A 22,807-nucleotide genomic window follows, 5' to 3' on the forward strand; every position below is an offset into this window, starting at 1 on the left:
GGACATCAGGCGCCGTGTCACGCCGGGTCGGATCCGCCGAAAGCCGCCAGGAGCTGTTCGGCGGCCAGGGTGGCGGTGAGGGTGCCGGCGCGCAGACGGCGTTCCACCTCAGGGGTCAGGCGGCGGACCTCCTCGTGGTTCCGCAGGCGCGTCAGGAGCTGTTCGCGGACCATGGACCAGGTCCAGTCGACCTGCTGGTCGCGGCGTTTGCCGGCCAGGGCGCCGGTGGACTCCAGGAGCTTGCGGTGCTGTTCGATCCGTTCCCAGAGCGTTTCCAGGCCGGTGCCCTCGCGGGCGCTGCACGTCAGGACGGGCGGGGTCCAGACGGCGTCCGGGGGCTGGAGGAGGCGCAGGGCGCCGGAGAGTTCGCGGGCGGCGGAGCGGGCGTCCCGTTCGTGGGGGCCGTCCGCCTTGTTGACGGCGACCAGGTCGGCCAGTTCCAGTACGCCCTTCTTGATGCCCTGGAGCTGGTCGCCGGTGCGGGCCAGGGTGAGCAGCAGGAAGGTGTCGACCATGTTGGCCACGGCGGTCTCGGACTGGCCGACGCCCACGGTCTCGACGAGCACGACGTCGTACCCGGCGGCCTCCATGACGATGACGGACTCGCGGGTGGCCCGTGCCACCCCGCCCAGCGTCCCGGAGGTGGGGGAGGGGCGCACGAAGGCGGCCGGGTCGGTGGCCAGGCGTTCCATACGGGTCTTGTCGCCCAGGATGCTGCCGCCCGTACGGCTGGAGGACGGGTCCACGGCGAGTACCGCGACCCGGTGTCCGGCGCCGGTCAGCAGCGAGCCGAGCGCGTCGATGAAAGTCGACTTGCCGACTCCCGGCACGCCGCTGATGCCCACCCGGCGGGCCGTCCCGGAGTGCGGCAGCAGCTCGACCAGCAGCCGCTGGGCCGCCGCCCGGTGGTCGGCCCGGGTGGACTCCACCAGCGTGATGGCGCGCGCGATCCAGGAGCGGGAGCCCTCGCGCACGCCCGCGGCGTACCGGTCGATGTCGATCGTAGGAGGCATCAGGAGATCTCGGCTCTCGGTTCTCGCTCTCGGTGTCCCGGTTCCCGGCGTTCCGGTGCCCGGCGTTCCGGTCCTCCCCGGCTCACAGTTCGTGGCCGAGGGCCCGGGCGAGGTCCCTGACCAGGTCGTGGGCGGCGTCCGGGATGACCGTGCCGGGCGGGAAGACCGCGGCGGCCCCGGCGTCGCGCAGCGCCTGGACGTCCTGCGGCGGGATCACCCCGCCCACCACGATCGTGATGTCCTCCCGGCCCTCCTTGGCCAGTTCCTCACGCAGCGCCGGGACCAGCGTCAGATGGCCGGCCGCCAGCGAGGACACCCCGACGATGTGCACATCGGCCTCCACCGCCTGCCGGGCCACCTCCGCCGGGGTCTGGAACAGCGGGCCGACGTCCACGTCGAAGCCCAGGTCGGCGAAGGCGGTCGCGATGACCTTCTGCCCGCGGTCGTGGCCGTCCTGCCCCATCTTGGCCACCAGGATGCGCGGCCGGCGCCCCTCGGCGCGCTCGAACTCCTCCACCAGCGCGCGGGTGCGTTCGACCCCGGAGGAGGGGCCCGCTTCGTCTCGGTACACACCGGAGATCGTACGGATCTGCCCGGAGTGCCGCCCGTACACCGACTCCAGGGCGTCGGAGATCTCGCCCACGGTCGCCTTGGCGCGCGCCGCGTCCACGGCCAGCGCGAGCAGGTTGCCCGCCATGCCCCGGCCGGGGCCCGCCTCGGCCGCGGCGGTGAGCGCCCGCAGCGCGTCCCGGCAGGCCGCCTCGTCGCGCTCCGCGCGCAGCCGCCGCAGCTTGTCGATCTGCTGGGCGCGCACCGCGGAGTTGTCGACCTTCAGGACGTCGATCTCCTCGTCGCTGTCCACCCGGTACTTGTTCACGCCGATCAGCGCCTGCCGCCCGGAGTCGATCCGCGCCTGCGTACGGGCCGCGGCCTCCTCCACCCGCAGCTTGGGGATGCCCGCGTCGATGGCCTTGGCCATGCCGCCGGCCGCCTCGACCTCCTCGATGTGCTGCCAGGCCCGCCGCGCCAGGTCGTGGGTGAGCCGCTCGACGTACGCGCTGCCGCCCCACGGGTCGATGACCCGGCAGGTGCCCGACTCCTGCTGGAGGAAGAGCTGGGTGTTGCGGGCGATCCGGGCGGAGAAGTCGGTGGGCAGCGCCAGCGCCTCGTCCAGGGCGTTGGTGTGCAGCGACTGGGTGTGCCCCTGGGTCGCGGCCATCGCCTCCACACACGTACGCGTGACGTTGTTGAAGACGTCCTGCGCGGTCAGCGACCAGCCGGAGGTCTGCGAATGGGTGCGCAGGGACAGCGACTTGGGGTTCTTGGGGTCGAAGCGCTGCACCAGCCGGGCCCACAGCAGCCGGGCCGCCCGCAGCTTGGCGATCTCCATGAAGAAGTTCATGCCGATCGCCCAGAAGAAGGACAGCCGGGGCGCGAAGGCGTCCACGTCCATGCCCGCCGCCAGGCCCGCGCGCAGATACTCCACACCGTCCGCCAGCGTGTACGCCAGCTCCAGGTCGGCCGTCGCGCCGGCCTCCTGGATGTGGTAGCCGGAGATCGAGATGGAGTTGTAGCGGGGCATCTTCTTCGAGGTGTACTCGAAGATGTCGGAGATGATCCGCATGGAGGGCTGCGGCGGGTAGATGTAGGTGTTGCGGACCATGAACTCCTTGAGGATGTCGTTCTGGATGGTCCCGGCCAGCTTCTCGGGCGGTACGCCCTGCTCCTCCGCGGCGACGATGTACAGGGCGAGGACGGGCAGCACGGCGCCGTTCATCGTCATCGACACGGTCATCTTGTCCAGCGGGATGCCCTCGAAGAGCTGCCGCATGTCGTAGATGGAGTCGATGGCCACGCCCGCCATGCCCACATCACCCGTCACCCGCGGATGGTCGCTGTCGTAGCCGCGGTGGGTGGGCAGGTCGAAGGCGACCGACAGGCCCTTCTGCCCGGCCGCCAGGTTGCGCCGGTAGAAGGCGTTGGACTCCTCGGCGGTGGAGAAGCCCGCGTACTGCCGGATCGTCCAGGGCTGGTTGACGTACATCGTCGGGTACGGGCCGCGCAGGTACGGCGCGATACCCGGGTACGTCCCCAGGAAGTCCAGCCCCGCCAGGTCCTCCTGGGTGTAGAGCGGCTTGACGGCGATGCCCTCCGGCGTCTCCCAGGTCAGGTCCGCGACGCCCTTGCCGGTGGCCTGCTCGACGGCGGCCGTCCACTGCTCGGCGGACGCCTTGTTCCCCGGCGCCGGGCCCAGCTCGACGGTGCCGAAGTCGGGGATGGCGCCCGCTCCTCGCGTCGTGTCTCCCATCACGCCACCTCCATGACGTCCAGGGCCGAGGTGAGGACCTCGACCGCGTCGCACCCCGCGAAGACGAAACCGTCCACGCCGGCTCGTAGGTATTCCTCTTCGCGATCGCCCGGCCGGCCCGCGAGGTGGACCCGGAGCGCGCCGGCCTCCTTCAGCGCCGCCGCCACGGCCGCGGCCTGCTCGCCGTACACCGCGTCGGACGAGCACAGGCAGGCGATCCGCGCACCGCTGCGCGCGAACGCCCCGGCCACCGACTCCGCGTCCACCGGGGCGCCTTCGTGGACCGTCTCGATACCGCCCGCCTGGAAGAGGTTGGCGGCGAAGGCCAGACGCGCGGTGTGCGCGGACACCGGTCCCAGCGCGGCCAGGAACGCCTTGGGCCGGGCGCCGGTGTTCGCCAGGTACGCGTCCGAGCGGGCCCGCAGCGCCTCGAACGCCTCGTCCCGGCGCACCCGCGGCAGCCCGCCGCGCGGCCCGGCGGGCGCCGGGTCACGGTGTACGGGCGCCTCGGCCAGGTTCGGGAACTCGCTGACGCCGGTGACCGGCTCCCGGCGGTGCGCCAGGTCCCGGGAGCGCTTCTCCCAGGTGGCGGCCAGCCGTCCGGCGATCATTCCGGAGCGCAGTGCCGCGAGGTGCCCACCCGCCCGCTCGATCTCCTGGAACCACGCCCAGCCCGCGCGGGCCAGCTCGTCGGTGAGCCGCTCCACGTACCAGGAGCCGCCCGCCGGGTCGATCACCTTGGACAGGTGCGACTCCTCCAGCAGGACGGACTGGGTGTTGCGGGCGATCCGGCGGGCGAAGGCGTCCGGCAGGCCCAGCGCCGCGTCGAAGGGCAGGACCGTTACGGCGTCCGCGCCGCCCACGCCCGCCGACAGCCCGGCCACGGTCGTGCGCAGCATGTTCACCCACGGGTCGCGGCGGCTCATCATCACCGGGGACGTCACCGCGTGCTGGCGCTGCGCCGCGGCGGCGGCCGAGGCCCCGCACACCTCGGCGACCCGCGCCCACAGCCGCCGGGCCGCGCGCAGCTTGGCGATGGTCAGGAACTGGTCGGCGGTGGCCGCGTAACGGAACTCCAGTTGTCCGCAGGCCGCGTCGATGTCAAGGCCGGCCGTCGTCAGTTCCCGCAGATAGGTGACGCCGGTGGCCAGCGAGCACCCCAGCTCCTCGGCGGCCGAACCGCCCGCCTCGTGGTAGGGCAGCGCGTCCACGGCCAGCGCCCGCAGCCGGGGCGCGCCGGCGGCACAGCGCGCGGCCAGGCCGGCCGCCGTGGCGAGCTGCCCGCGCAGCTTGCTGTCGTCTCCCGTACGGGCCAGCAGGCCGACGGGGTCCGCGCCCAGACCGCCGGCGGCGTCGGACAGCACCACCCCCTGCTCGGCGAACAGCCGCAGCAGCTCCTCCGCGGCCTCGGCGAACCGGTCCCCGGCGTCCAGGACCACGCCCGCCAGGTCCAGGTACACCCCATCGAGTGCCTTGGCCAGCCCCTCGACGGGCACCCCGCCGTCACCGACGGCCAGCCACAAGGACGTGACGCCGTTCTCCAGGTCCGCCAGCACCGCCTCGTTGACGCGCCGGGGATCGGGGTCGGCGTGGCGCTGGCGTACGTCCCATCCGGAGACGGCGGTGCCCTCGGCGCGGCCGGCCCGTACGAACGGCGGGAAGCCGGGGAAACCGCCGTCGGCGGGCTGCTCCCCGGGCCGGTCCTGGGCCAGGTCCTCGGCCGTATAGAGCGGGCGGACGCGGATGCCGTCCTGGAGCGTGGTGGCGAGCGCGTCCTCGGCGGCGGCACCCGTGACGTCCGTTGCGCCCGACTTGCGCAGTACGCCTTCGACGAGGCGCTGCCACTGTTCGCGGTCCGCGGCCGGGAACGCGGCGGCCAGGGGAAGTTCGGAGGGCTGGGCGGTCATGGCAGCAGGCTAGGCGAACGGTCGTTAGCAGCAGCAGGGGCTACGGCTGTGACCTTGCCCTCTTTGACGCCCCCGGCGCGGCGACGGCTCCGCGCGGCGGGCCTCGGTACGTCCCGGGAGGTCTCGGTACGTCTCGGAGGTCTCGGGAAATCCGGGCGGTCGGCGGAACCCGCCGTCCGGATCGGCCGGACGAGTCGCCGATGGGGCGGGAACGGAGGTCTCGCCTCCGTGCAGGACTTGTGCTGGACTGCGCAGCACCATCCGTGAGCGACGACGAGGGGACCGCGATGCCTCTTGAGGGCGTGTACGAGCCGAGTCCGGCGCAGTGGGTGCGGGAACAGGTCGAGCTGTATGAGAGTTCGGGCGGCACGCGGGGGACGACGCTCTGGGACACGGGCCTGCCCGTCGTCATCCTCACGACGCGCGGTGCCAAGAGCGGCAGGCTCCGCAAGATCCCGCTGATGCGCGTGGAGCACGGGGGGCGGTACGCGGCCGTGGCCTCGAAGGGCGGCTTCCCGCGGCACCCGGTCTGGTACTTCAACCTCAAGTCCGACCCGCACGTGGAGCTCCAGGACGGCCCGGTGCGCCAGGACATGACGGCCCGTGAGGTGACCGGGGAGGAGAAGGCCGAGTGGTGGGAGCGTGCGGTCGCCGCGTTTCCGCCGTACGCCGAGTACCAGGGGAAGACCGATCGCGTGATCCCCGTCTTCGTGCTGGAACCGGGCACGTCGTAGGGACGGACCGGTCTCACGGGACCGTGTCCCCGCAAAGCGTGCTGAAGAAGGCCGGGTGAGACGGAGCGGCGCCCTCCGCACGGCCGTCGCCGGCCGCTTGCCCGGCCGCACCGCCACCGCGTCCGCACCCCGGCGTGTCACGGCTCCCGCGCTCCGGCGTGTCACGGCTCCCGCGCCCGGCGTGTCACGGCCCCCACGCCCGGCGTGCTGCGGGCGCGCCCCGCAGGTCCGGTTCTGTACGGTGGGCGCGCCGCCACCGTTGTCGAGGAGGGCCATGACCCAGCCCCGTACGAGGCGCATCGCCCTCGGGGCGGCGCTGCTGGCCCTGCTCGCCGGTGCGGTCGTGCTCCTGGTGCGCCCGGAGCCGGAGCCGGCGCGGTGCGCTGCCCGTACGGTCGCCTCCTGGTCCCCGGACACCCGCTTGACCGGCGAGTTCACCCGGTACGGCAACGACAACTCCCGCGTGGACGACTGGACCGGCGGGGACGGCACGCACTCGGTGCGGCTGCCGGACGGCCGTACGCTGTGGCTCTTCTCCGACACCTTCCTGGACCGCATCCAGCCGCCACCCAACCCGCAGGGCCGCCCCACCCCCTGGCGCACCGCGGACGCCGGCCACACCCCCGCCCTGATCCACAACTCGGCGGTCGTCATGAGCCCTTCGGGCACACTGGAACGCACCCTGACCGGTCCGGGCGCGGCCGGCCGCCCCGGGCCGCTCTTCCCCGACACGGCGGCCGGCTGGCGCTGGCCCGTACGCGCGAGCGTCGAACCGCGCCGCCCCGGCTCCCCGGAGCAGGTGGTGCGGGTCCTGCTGTGGAACCGCGCCCCCGGTCAGGGCCCCTGGGTCTTCGGCGTGCCGAGGATGACCGAGGTCGCCACGCTCTCCCTGCCGGACCTGCGGCTGGAGGGCATCGCGCCGGTGGTGGACCAGACAGCGGTGACGGACGCCGGCAAACGGGTCCTGTACGGCACCGCGGCCGTACAGGACGGCGGCTGGACGTACGTCTTCGGTGGCGACGACGGACCCGAGCGGGACGCCTCCAACGCCTTCGTGGCACGCGTACCCGCCGGAGAACTGGACGATCCGGGGGCGTGGCGGTTCTGGGGCGACGGCGCCTGGCACGAGGAACCGGCCCGGGCCACGCCCGTGCTGCGCGACGGCCAGGGACGCGGCGTCGGCAGCTCCTTCACCGTCGTACGCGACCACGGCACCTGGGTGCTGCTGACCATGGACGCCGCCGAGCCGGGCGGCGGGCTGTCCACCGTCACCGCCTACTGGGGTGCTCCGCGCGCGGTCCCTGGCACGGGCCGTCCGGCCGCATCACCCCGCCCCGGCCGGCCGGTCCCCCCGGGCAGCAGCGCGTCGCCCTGTACAACCCGCAGGCCCACCCGGAGTTCACCGACGACCGGGGCCTGCTGCTCAGCTACGACGTCAACTGGCTCGGCCCGCCGGGCACCCCGGCGGGCAACGAGGTCAACACCGACGTCGAGCTCTACCGTCCGCGCTTCCTGCGGCTGCGGCTGGGCCCCGCGGAACCGGCGCGCGAGGGCGCGTCGGCACCGGGCGCCCTGGGTATGCCGGGACACGGTGCCGTGGGCGCGCCGGTCCACGCCGCCGCGGGCGTGCCGGCCCGGCCGCGGGTCGTGCGCCGGTCCTCGCCCCGGGCGCCGCGGACCCGGATGCCCCGTACGCCGCGGACCCGGTCGCCCGGCCGGTCCCCGGCCCTGCCGCGCCCCCTCGCCGTGCCGCGCACCCTCGCCGTACCGCCGGCCGCCCTCAGCCCGTCTTCGGCCCGGACGCCAGCGAGCAGCGCAGCGAGAAGGTGTGCCCGGCCGGGTCGGCGTACAGCCGGACCTCACGCGGGCCGGTGTCGTCCTTGGTGTCCATCGGACGCGCCCCCAGGCCGACCACCTTCCGCTCCAGGGCGTCCATGTCCTCCTCGGTGACCAGCAGGTCCAGGTGGATCTGCTGCGAGCTGTCGGGGCGCGGCCAGCTCGGCGGGGTGGCGTTCAGATCGCGCCGGAAGGCCATGTGGATACCCGTACGGCCCACGACCTCCACCCGGTCGGCGCCCGCGCCGGGCCGCTCCTCGCCGTCGAGCAGCTCCCGGTAGAAGTCCGCCAGCTTCTCCGGTGCGGAGCAATCCAGCACGACCACCGCCGCTTTGACCAGTCCCATGACCTCTCCCCAGAGTCGCAGAGCCCCGCCGCCGCCCCCGTGGGGGCGGCACCGGAGCGCCTACCCGGACGGCCCGGGATCAGTCTCCTTCCGGGTTCCACAGCGGGAGTGTGAGGGCGGACGCGCGCCCCGGCTCATGGAAGACCTCGAAGCGCACACGGCGGCCGGCCACGGCCTCCCCGGCGGGTGCGCCGGTGCCGTGGTGACGCGCGAAGCGCGGGAAGGCGCCGCCCGCCACCTGGACCCGCAGGCGGTGCCCGGGCGCGAAACGGTAGCCGGTGGGATGCAGTTCCACCCGGGCCGCGGCCACGTTGTCGCCATCCGCCGCCGGGTGGCCGGGGCGCAGCCGCAGGATGCCGTCGGTGACGTTGCGGGACACCCCGGCACGGTCCACGTCACACAGCCGTACGAAGACATCGCCGTGCCCGGTGTCCGTACGGAGGTGGATCCGCGCCGACACCGGGCCGATCAGATCCAGGTGCCGGGGCAGCGGCCGGCTGGTGAAGACCAGCACGTCCGGGCGCCGTTCGACCGCCGTGTTGTCCTGCTGACCGCGTTCGGCGCATGCCGAGGCCAGCAGCGGGCCACCGGGCGAGGGCGTGGGGGAGGCGGGGTCGTAGCAGAAGGTGCCGGGCGAACAGGCGGGCGGCCGGGACCGGTCCAGCGCCCCGCCCGGGTGCAGATACAGCGCCGTGGGGACGGACCGGGCCGGCGGCCACCGGTCGAAGTCCAGCCAGCGGCCCGCCCGTTGCAGGTACAGGCGTACGGGCGGGCGCTGGAGCTGCGCCCGGTCGCCGTGCAACTGGGCGCTCAGCCAGGACACCTGGTCGGTGATCAGCGTGCGCAGGGCGCCGGCGTCGTGACCCCACGGGCCGATGGTGATCCGGGGACCGTGCCCGGCGTCCGCGAGCGCCGAGAAATCACGCAACTGCCCCGGGAGGAGCAGGTCCCACCAGCCGGTCACCATGCTGACCGGGGCGGTCAGCGACGCGGCGGCGGCACTGTGCCGGATCGGCGCCCAGAAACCGTCACCGGCTCCGGCGTGCGCGGTGACCGCACGCCAGAAGGGCTCGGGCCGCCCGATCGCGGTCAGGTCGGCGTCCCTCAGGGGCAGTCGGCGCAGTGCGCGCCGCAGCGTCCGGTCGTGCAGCGGCCGGGGCAGCAGCCCGCCGAGCGGGGCGCCGGCCTGCGTACCGATCAGCGCCGACCACACCAGCATGTCGTGCAGGGCCGGCGCGCCGCCCGGGTAGAAGGCGGCGGTGAAGTCGGAGGTGGTGGCGCCCAGGCACATCGCCGCCGGCGGCGGGTCGAGGTAGGGGCCGGCCGACCACTGGGTGTGCCCGAGGTAGCTGGCGCCCGCCATCGCCAGTCCGCCGTCGCACCACGGCTGGGCGCGCAGCCACGCCGCGCTCGCCAGACCGTCGTCCTTCTCCTGCCGGAAGGCGTGGAAGCCGCCGCCGGAGCCGAAGACACCGCGTACGTTCTGCACCACGACCTGGAAGCCGCGCCGGGCCAGGACGCCGGCGAACAGCCGTACGTCGGGCCGGTGCTTCCCGTACGGCGTGCGCATCAGGACCACCGGCAGCGGGCCGGCGCCGCGCGGACGGTGCCGGTCGGCGAGCTGCACCGTACCGTCCGGCATGGGAATGCGCAGGTCAAGGGTGTGCTCAAGGGTACGGAACAGGGGCTCGGGAAGGTCGAGCCAGCGGTCGATGAGGCGGCCGGGTACGCGGCCGGCCGCCATCCGGCCGATGGCCGCAGGTATGGTGCCGACCGGTGGGACCGTGCTGGACATGCCCTCCGCCATCGAGCCGTCCCTTCCTCGGCGGACGCGCGCGGACCTCAAGTCTGCGGTGGGAGCGCCCGCGCCGCATCACCGGCGGGGCGCCGCTCGCGCTATTCCTGCGAAGAGCCCGAACCCGGGTCCTCACCGGAAGCCGAGCCCGTGCCCGAACCCGACTCCGACCCCGGGTCCGGGGCCGCGGACGGGGAGTGGGTGGGTTTGAGCTGGATGACCGGGAAGGCGTTGTTGCCGCCGCACACCATGGGACCGGTGCTCGACCCCCCGCCCGTCACGGTCACGCTGACCTCCGCGGCCGGCTTGCCGCCCGGTACGTGCGCGTTGGCCGCCGTGCACACCAACTGGCTCAGCGCGGGGGTGCTGAGCATCTTCGCGTTCATGGGGACCCGGATCACGATCCGGCCGGCGTCGGCCTCCACGGTGACCTCCCCGGGGAACCTGGGCAGGACGTTGGAGAGCCCGCGCTGCCGCTCGGCGTCGTTGGGGCCGTCCATGAGCAACTGGACCGCCTCCTCCGCGTCGACCGGTGCCTTCGCGGGCCGGCTGGCGGGCCGCAGACCCGCCGGGCCCAGGAAGTACAACTGGACGTCGGGCGCGGGCTTGCCCGGCGCCTTGATCCCCTTGGCGGGCTCACCGGCGTCGATGACACCGGTCGGGGCGACGCCGCAGCCGGTGAGCGTGCCGACGAGCAGCCCGCCCGTCGCGAGCAGCCCCGCGGTGACCAGGCCGCCGCTCGCCGGCCGCCGCACCCGTGCGGAATTCACGCCGGCCTTTCTCATACCGTGCCCACTTCCTGTGCCGCCGCCCGCGACGGCTCGTCCGTGGACGGCACCCCGTCCGCCGCCGTACCGTCCCCCGCCGTACCGTCCGCCGCCCTGCCCCGGGCGCCGGCCGCGGTCCCGGCCCGCTTCGCGCTCCGCGCCGCCGTTGCCTCCCGTGCCGTCCGCGGTGCCCCCTCCGCGTCCCGCCCCGGGGCCTCGTACGCGTACGTGTCCTCCTCCATCGGCAGTTCCACCGTGAACCTCGCTCCGCCCTGCGGGCAGTTGGCCGCGCGTATCGTCCCGCCGTGCAGCCGTACGTTCTCCATGGCGATCGCCAGCCCCAGGCCGCTGCCCTCGGAACGGGCCCGCGCGGAGTCCGCCTTGTAGAAGCGGTCGAAGACGTGCGGGAGGACCTCGGGGTCGATGCCCGGCCCGTGGTCGGTGATCTCGATCAGCAGCCGTCCAGCGCCCGGCGCGGGGGTGTGCAGCACCACCCGTACCGGCTCGCCGCCGTGGTGCAGGGCGTTGCCCACGAGGTTGGCCACCACCACGTCCAGGCGGCGCGGATCGAGCCGGGCCCGTACACCCGGGGGCAGATCCGTCTCCACCCGGCCCTGCCACGCCCTGGCCTGAAGCGTCTTGCGGATGGTCTCGGCGACGTCCACCTCGTCCAGGTGGAGCGCCGCGGCGCCCGCGTCGAAGCGCGAGACCTCCATCAGGTCCTCGACCATGCGGGCCAGCTTGCCCGTCTCCTGACTGATCAGGCGTACGGCCGAGGCGGTGTCGGGGTCCAGGGAGTCGGCGTCCTCGTCCAGCACGTCCGTGACGGCGGTCATCGCGGCGAGCGGGGTCCGCAGTTCGTGCGAGACGTCGGCGGCGAAGCGCCGGGCGTTGGCCTCCATGCGGCGCAGGTCCGCCACGCTCTCCTCCAGCTTCGCCGCCATGTCGTTGAAGGTGCACGAGAGGTCGGCCAGCTCGTCGGAGCCCTTGACCTCCAGGCGGGTGTCCAGCTTGCCCTCGGCGATCCGCCCCGCGGCCTGCCGCAGACCCCGTACGGGCCGCAGCACCCCGCGGGCCGCGAGCAGTGCCGGGATCACCGACAGCGCCAGCACCGGGAGGGCGCCGCCCTGCGCGGCCCTGACCAGCGCCTCGACGTTGGCCTCCTCGGCGCGCAGCGGAAGCTGGGCGTAGACCGACAGGTCGGACGCCTTGCCGTCCTGCCCCTGGAGGACCGGCATACCGATCAGCAGCCAGGGGTCGCCGTGGCGGTCCACCCGCTGGAAGGCCGGTACGTGCCGCTTCTCGACCGACTCCTTCAGGGCCGCGGGCACCACGACCTCCCCGCGCAGCCAGCTCTCGCCGCTCTCCGGAATGCCCTTGTACTGCACGCGTACGTCCCAGTCCTGCGCCTTGCCTGACCGGTCGAGCTGGCGGGTGAACTCGTCCAGGTCCGCACGGGTGGGCGGCACGGCGAGATCGGGCGCGAGCGAGTTCACCTGCCCGCGCAGATCCTTGATCGCCGCGTCCTGGGACCGCTGGAGGATGGCGTTGCGGGCCTCGCGGTAGGTGAGGGCGGCGGTGGTCAGCGCGCTGACGGCGGAGACCAGCAGAAAGGCGACGACGAGCCGGGCCCGCAGGCCGCGCGGGAACCAGCGGGACAGGGCCAGGCGCCGGCCGCCCTTGGTGGAGTGCCGGGAGTCCTTTGTGGAGCCCCGGTCGGCCCGCTCCGCAGGACTGTCCTGATCCGCAGGACTGTCCTGATGCGTGGCATCGGCATGGTCCCCACGGTCGGTCCGGTCCGTAGGACTGGTCCGGTCCGCAGGGCCGGTGTGATCCGCCAGGGCGGTCCGGTGGCGCTTCACAGAGGTCCGAAGCGGTAGCCGAAACCGCGCACCGTCTGCACGTACCGGGGTGCGCGCGGGGTGTCCTCGATCTTCGTACGCAGCCGCATCACGCACGCGTCGACCAGCCGCGCGTCACCGTGATAGCTGTGCTCCCATACGTGTTCCAGCAACTGCTGGCGGCTGAACACCTGCCCGGGGGTGGCGGACAGGAACAGCAGCAGTTTCATCTCCGAGGGGGCCAGCGGCAGGTCCTCGCCCTTCTTGGTGACGACGAGTCCGGCGCGGTCTATGGCCAGTTGTCCGTACGTCTCCACCGGGGCCGGCCCGTGTTCGGCGGCGGGCTGGCCGTCGGCGGGCAGCGCCGTACGCCGCAGCACGGCCCGTATCCGCGCCTCCAGTACCTCGCCGCGGGCGGGTTTGACGATGTAGTCGTCCGCCCCGGCCTCCAGGCCGAGCACCACGTCGAGGTCGTCACCGCGGGCGGTGAGCATGATGATCGGGAGCTGGCGGTCGGCGCGGATGCGCCGGCAGACCTCGAAGCCGTCCTTGCCCGGGAGCATCAGGTCCAGCAGGACGATGTCGGGGCGGAAGACCGGCAGGGTCTCCAGGCCCTCCTCGCCGCTGGCGGCAGCCGCCACTTCGTGGCCGCGCCGCCGGAGCGCAAGACTGACTCCGTCCCGTACGGCGGCGTCGTCCTCGATGAGAAGTACTCGTGGCATGGGTTCAGTATCAATAAGTTTCATGATGGATCGGTAACAGGCGCATCCCGACCGGAATTCTTCGCATCTGTCGTAGTGCAAGACACTAAGCGTGTGAGCGTGAGCAGTGAAGCTCGCACGGCAGGGGCGGGCGCATGTGCTCGCACAGTAGTAGGGACGGGATGCAGATGGCACGGCGTGGCGGTATCGAGGGCGGCATCATCGGGGTGACCGCGGTGGCGGTGGTGTCGATGGCGGTGGCCGGGATACTGGCCTTCACCCAGTCCGACACCCCGGCCGACGCCGATGCCGGGAACGGGCACAAGCCCGAGCACGCACAGCGCCGGGCGCCGCAGGTCAAGGTCGACCCGGAGATCGAGCACGCCTCCGACCGGCCCGGCAAGAGCCTCAACATCACGATAGACGACGGCCCGGACCCGATCTGGACGCCGAAGGTCCTCCACGTGCTGGAGAAGAACGGCGTCAAGGCCACGTTCTGCATGATCGGTCCGCAGGCCCAGGCCAACCCCGACATGGTCAAGAAGGTCGTGGCCGCCGGCCACAAGCTCTGTGACCACACCATGGACCACAACACCGGCATGGACCACCGGCCGGAGAGCTACCAGGCCAAGCAGATCATCGACGCCCAGAAGATGATCGAGGCCGCGGCGGGCGGCGCGAAGGTCGAGTACTACCGGGCGCCCGGCGGCGCCTTCACGCCGTACAGCCGGCGGATCGCCGCGGACCGCGGCATGCGGCCCCTGGGCTGGAACGTGGACAGCAAGGACTTCGAGCGCGGCGGCGTCGAGTCGATCGTCAACACCGTGCAGCGTGAGATAACTCTCGGGCCGACCGTCCTCTTCCACGACGGCGGCGGCAACCGCGTGCAGACGGTCGAGGCGATGGAGCGGCTCCTGCCGTGGATGAAGCAGCAGGGGTACGGCTTCGGCTTCCCCCGGCGCTGAACCGGGCCGGGCCGACCCGGGGAGCCTGACGGGGGAAAGGCGGGGAGGGGCGCAGCGCCGGAGCGGGTGACCGGCCGCGCGTCCGCTCGGGCCGGAAGTCCGAGCGGACGCGCGGCCGGTCACGCCGCGCCGAAGAGCTGCGCCAGACCGCCGTCGACGTCCAGGTGCTGCTGCTCCCGGCCCTCGGGCACCGCGTCGTAGGACCGCTCCAGGAAGCGCTCGATGTCCGAGGTGCGCATCTGGACCATCGCCACGCCGTCCTCGACGTGGAACTCCAGGACCGTACGCCCCGATCCGAACGGCCGCACCCGTACATCGCCGCTCCCGCACGGCGCCCGCAGCCCCTCGGAGAGCAGCTCGCGGGCGAAGGCCCAGTCCACCGCGACGCCGTCCAGCGATATCTCCGGGGGGAAGGTGATACGGACGGCGAGCGGGTCGGCGGGGGCATAGCGCAGCACCGCGGGAACGGCATGCGGGCCGGGTGCGGTCGCGATCAGTCGGACCTGGACGGCTTGGTCGATGACACCCTGCATCGCGGCTGCTCCCTTGCGCTGTGGGTTGTGGGCACGCTCGTTCTGTAAGACGGTGTGCCCGCGCCGACCGTGCACGCGACAAGGGTGTGATCTATGTCATGCCGATGACCCATGAGGTTTCAGTGGCCGAAGAGGCCCATGAGCCGGTAAGAGATGCCGCCTCCGCCGCTCCTCCGCAGTGAAGTCCCTTGCGTCGAACCCCTACGCGAGGAACTCCTCCAGCATCCCGGGCGTCGCCGCGCAGGCCAGGGACGCCGCGTCGCCCACGGCCACATCCGGGACGCGGTAGCCCTCCTCGCCCGCCGCCACCGCCGCGGTGAGCGTGACCAGACCCGCCCGCCGGCCGAACGGCGAGCTGGAGAACGTCCAGGCCGCGATCGCCTCCCGCCGCAGCACGAGGGTGTCCCGGCTGAACGTGCCCGAGCGCACGAGCAGATACGGCCCCTCGATCGTGTGTCCCAGATTGCGGTACGCGTCCCGGGCCAGCCACAGGACGGCGAGCGTGGACAGCACGCCGTAGATCCAGGCGGCGTGCAGCAGTACGGGAGTCACGGCGGAACCGGGGCCCAGGGCGGCACCGAGAACAAGACCGAGCGCGAGGAGCGGTACACAGATCGGCACAACGGCGAAGAGCAGCCCGCGCATCCGGCGCCGGCGCAGCGCTACCCGGGGGTGTTTCCGTAGCCGCGGCGTGGGGAAGGGGGAGCGCAGCACCCCGGAGGCGACCCGCAGTGCCTCCGTACGCGGCGCGGGCGGCAGCAGCGCGCTGCGGCTGCGGTTCTCCTCGCGATCGCCCAGTCCGCCCGCCACGGCCTGTACGGTCGCTCCGCCGCCGGCCCGCAGCAGCAGCGGCTCGCGCAGCACCACCCCGCGCAGCCGGGCCCGTTCGACGGTGACGGAGCGGGTGGTGAACAGTCCGCGGCGCACCCGCAGCGTACGGTGATCGGTCCACTCCAGGCGGAAGTTCCACCAGTTCTCGACGTACAGGACGAGCGCCCCGGCCGAGCCGAGGGCGAGGACGGCCAGCAGCGCCGCCGGGACCGTCAGCCACAGCATGCTGTTGCCGAACTCGGTGAACGCGCGCTGCACGAAAGGCAGTTTCCACACCTCTACGCCCATGCCGTCCAGCACCCGGTAGAGCGACCCGGCCGCGACCAGGACGCCGCCCATGACCCAGAAGGTCAGCGGCGCGTACCGCAGCCAGCGCCAGTTGACGCGGGCCAGCACCGGGTCCTGGTCCGTGGCCCGGGCGCCGGCCCGGGCCAGCAGTTCGGCGCGCAGCCGCTCGGCGTCGGCGGCGGCCAGCGCCTCCAGGGACAGCTCGCCGCCACCGCCGCCCGCCGAGCCCGCGGTGCCGGCCCGCAGGACGGCGACGCCCAGCAGCCGGTGCAGCGGGGAGGCCGTCAGGTCGACCGTACGGATGCGGTGCAGGGGTACGCTGCGCACCCGCCGGGTCAGCAGCCCGGACCGTACGTCGAAGGAGTCGTGGGTGAGCCGGTAGGACGTACGGGACCAGCGCACCCACCCGATCCCGGTGACCACGGCGAAGGCGCCCGCCAGGCACGCCAGGGTGATCCAGGCCCCGGTGCCGATCCGGCCGCCGGTGGCCAGTGCGGTCAGGGCCAGCGACCCCAGCGGCGCCCCCATCCACCCGCAGTGCACCAGCAGCGTCCGCGCGTCCAGTCGCCGCCACTCCGCCCGACCGGGCACGTCCCCACTCCTCACGTCTGCGCCCCTCGCTTCCCCGCCGATCACGCGGCATCCCCCGGCACGGCCTGCGCGGCCTGTCCGACCCGCCGCGCCAGCTCCTCGGCGTCGGCGTCGGACAGCCCGGCGATCTTGATGTCACCGGCGGTGGACGCGGTGGTGACGGTGACCGTCGCCAGCCCGTACCGCCGCTGCAAAGGACCGCGCACGGTGTCCACCGTCTGCACCCGGGACAGCGGCGCGATCCGCCGCTTGTGCCAGAACCAGCCGCTCGCCGCGTACACTGCGCCGCTGCCCAGTTCCCAGGCGTGTACGGAGTACCGCCGGCGCGGCATGACGAAGAGGTACCCGAGCCCCGGCAGTACCAGCGTGACCATCAGCAACGGCCCGAGCCACGGCAGCGCGCCGGGGAAGAACAGCACGCTGAGCAGCGCCAGGACGACGGCGGTCAGCAGCATCGGCCCGCTGAGGGTCCAGAACGCCTGGGCGGTCCACCAGCGGCGGGCGCGGGGATCGACCCGGTGGCGGGGCGGTCGCAGGAGCGGCGGCGCGGCGTGCGCGGGCATGGTCGTCACCCGTTTTCAAGTCAAATGTATTGGGACGGCTGTAAGCTATAACAGTACGAGCGACTTGTAAAAACTGAGAGGCAGGAACGCCGGTGCCCAAGAAGGTGGACCACGAAGCCAGACGGCAGGAGATCGTCGACGCGCTGTGGCGCATCGCCGGCGCCCGTGGCCTGGACGGAGTGAGCCTGCGCGACGTCGCGGCCGAGGCGGACATCTCGCTCGGCCGGCTCCAGCACTACTTCCGCACCAAGGACGACATGCTGACCTTCGCCTGCCGGCGGGTCAGCCACCTCGCCGAAGAGCGCATCCGCCGGCACCTGGAGGGCCTGGCCGAAGCCCCCACCCCGTACACCATCCTGCGCACCTGCCTGACCGGGATGCTCCCCCTGGACGACAACAGCCGCACCGGCGCGCTCATCGGCGTCGCCCACTTCTCCCGCGCCGTCCACGACGAACGCCTCAGCGCCGAGGCCCGCGAGGGCATCCCCAATCTGGCCGCCTTCTTCGCCGACCAGCTCCGCATGGCCGCGACCCACGGCGACCTCACCCCCGGCCGCGACCCCGCCACCGAAGCCGAACTCCTGATCAGCCTGGTCGACGGCCTGGGCACCTACACCCTCCTGGGCGTCCACAGCCCCGAACGGGCCGTGGACCTTCTCGACGCGTATCTGGAGGGACTTTTCGAAAAGACGGAGAGCGACGGCGGGAAGGCCACGGAGGAGGCCAGGGAGCCCGTCGCCGGGTGAGCCGGACCACGAACCGCCCGGTCGGCCGGACGCGCCGGGGCCTCCCGGCGTTCGGGCGCCCCGGCCTCCGGGTGCTCCGGCCTCCCCGTCCCCGGGCTCTCAGCCCCGGAGGAAGGCGAGCACCGCCAGCACCCGGCGGTGGTCGTCCGGCGCCGGCGGCAGATCGAGCTTGTGCAGGATGTTCGCGATGTGCTTGGCCACCGCGGCCTCCGTGACGACCAGCGCGCGGGCCACGGCCACGTTCGAGCGGCCTTCCGCCATCAGCGCCGGCACCTCGCGCTCCCGCGGGGTCAGCCGGCCCAGCGGGTCACGGCGTTGCCGGGTGGGGTCAGGCCTGGCGGAGGAGGGCGGCGAGGTCGGCGTCGACGTCGAGGTGGTGGGGTTCGTGGCCGCGGGCGACCAGGGTGTAGGAGCGGGTCAGGAAGCGGTGCAGGTCGCGGCGGGTGAACTGGACCATGGCCAGTCCGCCTTCGGTGTGGAGTTCCATGACCGTGCGGTTCGGGCCGCACGGCCAGATTCGTACGTCACCGGCGCCCGACGGTGCGAGCAGCCCGTCCGCCAGCAGTTCGCGGCCGAAGGTCCAGGTCACTTCGGCGCCGTCCAGTGAGGCGACGGCCGGGAAGAGGATCTGTACGGCGAAGGGGTCGGTGCGTTCGTAGCGCAGGCGGGCCGGGATCGCCCGCGACCGGGGACGGTCGCGATCAGGCGTGCCTGGACGGCATGGTCGATGGCGTGGGGCATCGCCGGCTCCTTGCGTTCGGTGCGGATCCTGGCCTCTTCGTCCACTAGGACGGGGGACCCCGGGCGGCCGTGCACAGGAATGATGTGTGACGTGCGTCACTCGGGAAGTGGTTTCAGTTGCGGTAGTTCTCGACCTGGGTGGCGGGGCGCGGGGTGGCCTCGTCGGGGTTCTCGCCGAACTCCGCCTTCGCCCGGCGCTGGCGCAACAGGTCCCAGCAGCGGTCCAGTTCGCGTTCCAGCGCGGTGAGCCGCTCGCGTTCGGCCGTGCCGTCGGTCGCGCCGTCCGTGATCCGGGCGCGCAGTGCCTTCTCGTCCTCGACCATCGCCGTGATGCGGGAGAGGATCTCTTGCTGGTCCATGGGTGCCTCGGTGCTTTCGGTGCCCCGTACGGGCTCTCATCAGCACTGTAGGGAGGGCGGCGGGTCGCTGCCAGGCGGCGGGTGGCCTACCCGTCCCTGGACGGGGCCGGGCGGCTGGACTAGCTTCCAGCGGCATGAGGGGTGTGAGGAGCGCGAGGGGTGCGAGGGGTATGGGGAGTTTGACGAAGGTGGTGCGGGGGTGTCGGCGGCCTTGTGTGTGATGGCGGTCGGGGTCGGGACCGTGTCGCCGGCGGCGGCGGCGCGGCCGGGGGCGGTGGACGGGAGGGCGCCGGGCGCCGTCAAGGGCGGGTGGCGGCTCACCGACAGCGGGAGCGACGCGCGGCTGCGTGGACTGGCCGCCGTCAGCCGTTCGACCGCCTGGGTGGCGGGGACCAAGGGGACCGTGCTGCGTACGCGTGATGGCGGCCGGAGCTGGCGCGATGTCTCTCCGCCTGGTGCGCAGGGGCTGGAATTCCGTGACGTCGAGGCGTTCGACGCCCGGCACGCCGTCGTCCTGGCCATCGGGGAGGGTGAGGCGTCCCGTGTCTTCCGTACGCAGGACGCGGGCGCGACCTGGAGCGAGAGCTTCCGCAACACCGACCCGCGGGCGTTCTACGACTGCATGACCTTCTTCGACCGGCGGCACGGCATCGCGCTGAGCGATCCCGTCGAGGGGAGGTATCGCATCGTGTCCACCGCCGACGGCGGCCGTACCTGGCGCCTCCTGCCCGGCCGCGGCATGCCGGCCGCCCAGCCGGGTGAGGCGTCCTTCGCCGCCAGTGGTCAGTGCCTGGTCAGCTCCGGGCCGCGGGACGCCTGGATCGCCACCGGCGGCGCAGCCGCCTCCCGCGTCCTGCACTCCTCCGACCGCGGCCGTACGTGGACCGTCGCCGCCACCCCGGTCCCGGCGGGCGACCCGGCGCGCGGCGTCTTCGGCCTCGCCTTCCGCGACACCGCGCACGGCATCGCCGTCGGCGGCGACTACCGCCCCGGGCAGCCCTCGCCCCGGGCGGCGGCGGTCAGCGGGGACGGCGGCACTTCCTGGGCCGCGGCCACGGCGCCGCCGAAGGAATACCGCTCCGGGGTGGCCTGGCTGCCGCACTCGCGCCGGCTCGCCCTCGCCGTGGGACCCACCGGCAGCGACCTGACCTTCGACGGCGGGCGTACCTGGCACACCTTCGACACCGGCTCGTACGACACCGTCGACTGTGCCCCGGACCTCGGATGCTGGGCCGCGGGGGAGAAGGGGCGCATCGCCCGGCTGGGAGGATGAGGGAAGGCGAGGGATGCTGTGGCAGGCCGGGAGGCAGGTCGGTCCGGGGGCCGGTCAGTCCAGGAGGCTGCCGAGGCGGCCCTCCAGGACGACCAGCAACTCGCCCAGGTCTTCGGAGAGTTGGTCCCGCCGCTGGGTGTCGATGCCGCTCAGCAGCGTGGCCTCGTAACGCAACTGCTCGGGCAGCAGCCGGTCGATGATCTCGCGGCCCTCCTCGGTGAGGGAGAGGTGGGAGACGCGGCGGTCCCGCTCGTCGGGCCGCCGCGCCACCAGTCCGCGGGTCTCCAACTGCCGTACGCGCTTGGTGACCGCCGCTCCGGACGCGAAGGTCTCGCGGGCGATCCGGCCGGGCGTCAGCTCGCGGTCCATCCTCCGCAGCGTCCCGAGGATGTCGAATTCGGGGCGGGTCAGCCCCACGCGCCGCAGCGGGGCGTCGGCGGCCTGCTGCAGCAGCGCGGAGCAGCGGTTGAGCCGCCCGATCACCGCCATCGGGCCGGTGTCCAGCCCGGGATGGACCTGCTGCCACTGGCGCAGCACCCCGGCGACGATGTCCTCGGCCACGCGCACCTTCTTCCTTGGAATTCCTCGCGAAAACCGCCGTACGGGGCTAATTCTGCCCCGTGCCCGATACGGCGACCGGACGGGGCGGACCGGAATGCGGACCGGAGTCCGGTGACGGCGGGAGCGGCGGGCCGGCGGGGACGGCGGACAGGTGGCGGACGAGGCGGGCCAGGGTGCGGTGCCCCTCCTGCTCGGCGAGGGCGACGCGCTCCTCGGGGAGGGCGCGCTGCCACCACTCGCCGGCGGCCACCTCGACGGCTTCACGGAGTTCGAGGAGGCGGGCACAGAGGCGGTCGCGGGCCCAGTCCGTCTCCAGGGCGTCCGGGCGCGGGCCGCCGGGGGCGTGGCCCGCCTCCAGCAGCCGCAGCGCCGCGGCCTGTGCGACGGCGAGCCGCGTGAGCGCCGCTTCGACGCGGTCGCCGGCCCGGCGGTTGGTGACCAGAACGCAGCAGGCCAGGCCCACGGCCGCGCCCAGAACCGTATCCGTCCAGCGGTCGGTGATCAGGGTGCGGGCCGGCAGGTGACTGCCGAACTCGGTCAGCAGCAGCGCCATCGGAGTGACCCACACCGTGCCGAGCCAGTAGTTGCGGGTGATGCACGCCTCCGCGCCGAGCTGGCAGACCAGCGCCAGCAGGATCATCGCGAGCGGACCGGTGTGGATCAGCGGCAGCAGCGCGGTGAAGACCAGCAGGCCCAGGAAGTTGCCGAGGGTGCGCTGGAGCGCCCGCTGCCAGGAGAGGGTGGTGTTGGCCTGGTGGACCGAGGCGGCGGTGACCACGGCCCAGTACGGATGGCCGACACCGGCCGCCATCGAGCACCAGCCCGCCAGTACGCAGCTCACGGCGACACGTGCGCCGATGGGCAGCAGGGGGGATCCGGGGGCGAGCCGGGTGAGAACGGCGCGCAGGCCGCGGGGGTGGTCGGGAGCGGGGCGGCGAGGGGCTGCGTGCGCCGGGTCCGCGCCGGGTGCCGTGCTCGCGCCGTACGCAGCGTCCGCGCCGTACGTCTCGTCCATGCCGTACGCCGTGTCCGTGCCGTACGCGTCGGAGTGCCGAGCGGCGTGCTCGGCCGCGATGCCGGTGAGCTCGTCGGCCTGTGCCGCGGTCAGGGGCGCGGCCGGCATGCCGGGCAGCGGCCGGTTCCGTCGCAGGTCCCGGGCCCATGCCGCACAGCGGTCGGCGCGGCCCGCGTCCTCGGGGCCGGGGGCGTGCCGGACCGCGAGGGCCGATTCGGCGTGCAGGAGGAGACGGTCGAGGGCCGGGCGGACGGCGGGCCGGGCCGGCGCGGACGAGATGGCCGAGGCCGGGGACACGGCTCGGGCCGGGGTCAGGAAGAGCGTGTGCCAGGCGGCGTTGACGGCGGCGGCGGTCGCGTGCCGGGCGGGTGCCGCCTCGGAGGGATCCGTACGCAGCAGGGTGGCGGCGGCCTCCAGCGCGCGGGCGACCGCGATCCGCTGCGGACCGTGGGGCCTGATGAGCGCCGGGGCCATGCACACCAGCCAGGCGAACGCCCCGGCGGCGAGGGCGAGGGACAGATGGCAGGGGACCTGCCCGATCCGCTGCGGCACGAAGAAGGCCGAGGCGGCGATGAAGGTGAGGATCAGATTCCCCGGCGGCCCGATGCGGGTCGCGTCGCACATGACCTTGTGTACGGCGGCGGTCAAGGAGGCGAGGGCGACCAGGAACGCGGTGGAGGCCACGAGGGAGGCGGCGGTCAGCGCGACGCCCAGGCTCGCGACCATGCCGAGGATCACCCAGAGCAGGACGCGGGCCCGCGCGGCGTACGGGAGGCCGTGCGCGTACAGGGCACACATCGCCCCGGCGGACGTGTAGAGGATCAGGTCGAGGCGGCCGAGGGCGAGCAGGGTGAAGTCGGGGACGGCGAGGGCGGCCACCGCGCTGAGGGCAGGCTTGTGCCAGATGTCGACGGGTCGGCGCAGGCGGACGGTGCTTTTGACGGGCAGCGGCCGGACGCGCACACCGCGCGTGCGGGCGGTGGCCGGTGTGGCGTCCTTGGCGGCGGGTGTGGCGTGCTTCCCCATGGGCAAGATGTTAACAGGTGTTTTACTTGTGAAATGAATGTGAAGGGCTGGGCGCAGGTGCTCGGCT

General features: G+C 73.5%; 19 protein-coding genes and 2 pseudogenes. 5 read left to right on the forward strand and 16 right to left on the reverse strand.

All coding sequences use genetic code 11. The annotated features are described in order from the left end of the window. Positions 1 to 17: 17 nt before the first annotated feature. The 3 genes from meaB to KGS77_RS30670 form a co-directional block, all read right to left on the reverse strand. A complete protein-coding gene (gene meaB / locus KGS77_RS30660) occupies positions 18 to 1,013 on the reverse strand; it encodes a methylmalonyl Co-A mutase-associated GTPase MeaB (protein WP_242586364.1) in 996 nt (331 codons plus the stop codon). An 82-nt stretch (positions 1,014 to 1,095) separates the two neighbouring features. After that, positions 1,096 to 3,321 (reverse strand): methylmalonyl-CoA mutase, encoded by a 2,226-nt coding sequence (gene scpA / locus KGS77_RS30665; protein WP_242586365.1) that lies wholly within the window; start codon positions 3,319 to 3,321, stop codon positions 1,096 to 1,098. After that, entirely contained in the window at positions 3,321 to 5,228 is a 1,908-nt protein-coding gene (locus KGS77_RS30670; RefSeq protein WP_242586366.1) for a methylmalonyl-CoA mutase family protein, read from the reverse strand. Before KGS77_RS30670 ends, scpA begins: the two co-directional genes overlap by 1 nt. A 287-nt stretch (positions 5,229 to 5,515) precedes the next feature. Between KGS77_RS30670 and KGS77_RS30675 the strand changes: the two genes are divergently transcribed. Further along, positions 5,516 to 5,962 (forward strand): nitroreductase family deazaflavin-dependent oxidoreductase, encoded by a 447-nt coding sequence (locus KGS77_RS30675; protein WP_242587787.1) that lies wholly within the window; start codon positions 5,516 to 5,518, stop codon positions 5,960 to 5,962. 274 nt (positions 5,963 to 6,236) lie between these two features. Then, positions 6,237 to 7,495, forward strand: a pseudogene (locus tag KGS77_RS30680) (DUF4185 domain-containing protein); the annotation flags it as partial. 247 nt (positions 7,496 to 7,742) lie between these two features. Here KGS77_RS30680 and KGS77_RS30685 read toward each other — a convergent pair. The 5 genes from KGS77_RS30685 to KGS77_RS30705 all read right to left on the reverse strand — a co-directional run bounded on the left by KGS77_RS30685 (position 7,743) and on the right by KGS77_RS30705 (position 13,269). Beyond that, positions 7,743 to 8,144, reverse strand: coding sequence for a VOC family protein (locus tag KGS77_RS30685; RefSeq protein ID WP_242586367.1), 402 nt, complete (start codon positions 8,142 to 8,144; stop codon positions 7,743 to 7,745). Positions 8,145 to 8,223: 79 nt separating this feature from the next. Next, on the reverse strand, positions 8,224 to 9,939 hold the full coding sequence (locus KGS77_RS30690; RefSeq protein WP_242586368.1) for a CocE/NonD family hydrolase: 1,716 nt from the start codon (positions 9,937 to 9,939) through the stop codon (positions 8,224 to 8,226). A 101-nt stretch (positions 9,940 to 10,040) separates the two neighbouring features. Next, positions 10,041 to 10,709: a hypothetical protein gene (locus KGS77_RS30695; protein ID WP_242586369.1), complete on the reverse strand. Its 669-nt coding sequence runs from the start codon at positions 10,707 to 10,709 to the stop codon at positions 10,041 to 10,043. An 11-nt stretch (positions 10,710 to 10,720) separates the two neighbouring features. Continuing rightward, positions 10,721 to 12,373: a sensor histidine kinase gene (locus KGS77_RS30700; protein WP_242587788.1), complete on the reverse strand. Its 1,653-nt coding sequence runs from the start codon at positions 12,371 to 12,373 to the stop codon at positions 10,721 to 10,723. A gap of 191 nt (positions 12,374 to 12,564) precedes the next feature. Further along, complete coding sequence (locus tag KGS77_RS30705) at positions 12,565 to 13,269, reverse strand: response regulator transcription factor (RefSeq protein WP_242586370.1); 705 nt, start codon at positions 13,267 to 13,269, stop codon at positions 12,565 to 12,567. 167 nt (positions 13,270 to 13,436) lie between these two features. Between KGS77_RS30705 and KGS77_RS30710 the strand changes: the two genes are divergently transcribed. Then, positions 13,437 to 14,213, forward strand: coding sequence for a polysaccharide deacetylase family protein (locus tag KGS77_RS30710; protein ID WP_242586371.1), 777 nt, complete (start codon positions 13,437 to 13,439; stop codon positions 14,211 to 14,213). A gap of 119 nt (positions 14,214 to 14,332) precedes the next feature. On the opposite strand, the gene KGS77_RS30715 is transcribed toward KGS77_RS30710, so the two are convergent. The 3 genes from KGS77_RS30715 to KGS77_RS30725 form a co-directional block, all read right to left on the reverse strand. Beyond that, on the reverse strand, positions 14,333 to 14,746 hold the full coding sequence (locus KGS77_RS30715) for an SsgA family sporulation/cell division regulator (protein WP_242586372.1): 414 nt from the start codon (positions 14,744 to 14,746) through the stop codon (positions 14,333 to 14,335). Between the two features lie 201 nt (positions 14,747 to 14,947). Next, positions 14,948 to 16,456 (reverse strand): PH domain-containing protein, encoded by a 1,509-nt coding sequence (locus KGS77_RS30720; protein ID WP_242586373.1) that lies wholly within the window; start codon positions 16,454 to 16,456, stop codon positions 14,948 to 14,950. 41 nt (positions 16,457 to 16,497) lie between these two features. Beyond that, positions 16,498 to 17,019: a PH domain-containing protein gene (locus KGS77_RS30725; protein WP_242586374.1), complete on the reverse strand. Its 522-nt coding sequence runs from the start codon at positions 17,017 to 17,019 to the stop codon at positions 16,498 to 16,500. A gap of 92 nt (positions 17,020 to 17,111) precedes the next feature. Between KGS77_RS30725 and KGS77_RS30730 the strand changes: the two genes are divergently transcribed. Then, the gene (locus tag KGS77_RS30730; RefSeq protein ID WP_242586375.1) at positions 17,112 to 17,765 is read left to right on the forward strand and encodes a TetR/AcrR family transcriptional regulator; all 654 of its coding nucleotides are present in this window, start codon (positions 17,112 to 17,114) and stop codon (positions 17,763 to 17,765) included. Positions 17,766 to 17,864: 99 nt separating this feature from the next. Here KGS77_RS30730 and KGS77_RS30735 read toward each other — a convergent pair. The 3 genes and pseudogenes from KGS77_RS30735 to KGS77_RS30745 all read right to left on the reverse strand — a co-directional run. Beyond that, positions 17,865 to 18,086, reverse strand: a pseudogene (locus KGS77_RS30735) (helix-turn-helix transcriptional regulator); the annotation flags it as partial. 7 nt (positions 18,087 to 18,093) lie between these two features. Then, complete coding sequence (locus KGS77_RS30740; protein ID WP_347404550.1) at positions 18,094 to 18,606, reverse strand: SsgA family sporulation/cell division regulator; 513 nt, start codon at positions 18,604 to 18,606, stop codon at positions 18,094 to 18,096. 13 nt (positions 18,607 to 18,619) lie between these two features. After that, positions 18,620 to 18,865 (reverse strand): DUF2630 family protein, encoded by a 246-nt coding sequence (locus tag KGS77_RS30745; RefSeq protein WP_242586376.1) that lies wholly within the window; start codon positions 18,863 to 18,865, stop codon positions 18,620 to 18,622. A gap of 199 nt (positions 18,866 to 19,064) precedes the next feature. Between KGS77_RS30745 and KGS77_RS30750 the strand changes: the two genes are divergently transcribed. After that, on the forward strand, positions 19,065 to 20,138 hold the full coding sequence (locus KGS77_RS30750) for an oxidoreductase (protein ID WP_242586377.1): 1,074 nt from the start codon (positions 19,065 to 19,067) through the stop codon (positions 20,136 to 20,138). Positions 20,139 to 20,192: 54 nt separating this feature from the next. On the opposite strand, the gene KGS77_RS30755 is transcribed toward KGS77_RS30750, so the two are convergent. Both KGS77_RS30755 and KGS77_RS34750 read right to left on the reverse strand, forming a co-directional pair. Then, a complete protein-coding gene (locus tag KGS77_RS30755; protein ID WP_242586378.1) occupies positions 20,193 to 20,699 on the reverse strand; it encodes a MarR family transcriptional regulator in 507 nt (168 codons plus the stop codon). 46 nt (positions 20,700 to 20,745) lie between these two features. Then, the gene (locus KGS77_RS34750; RefSeq protein ID WP_277994288.1) at positions 20,746 to 22,740 is read right to left on the reverse strand and encodes an FUSC family protein; all 1,995 of its coding nucleotides are present in this window, start codon (positions 22,738 to 22,740) and stop codon (positions 20,746 to 20,748) included. Positions 22,741 to 22,807: the final 67 nt, after the last annotated feature.

The sequence above is a fragment of the Streptomyces sp. MST-110588 genome (genome assembly GCF_022695595.1).
Lineage (GTDB): Bacteria > Actinomycetota > Actinomycetes > Streptomycetales > Streptomycetaceae > Streptomyces.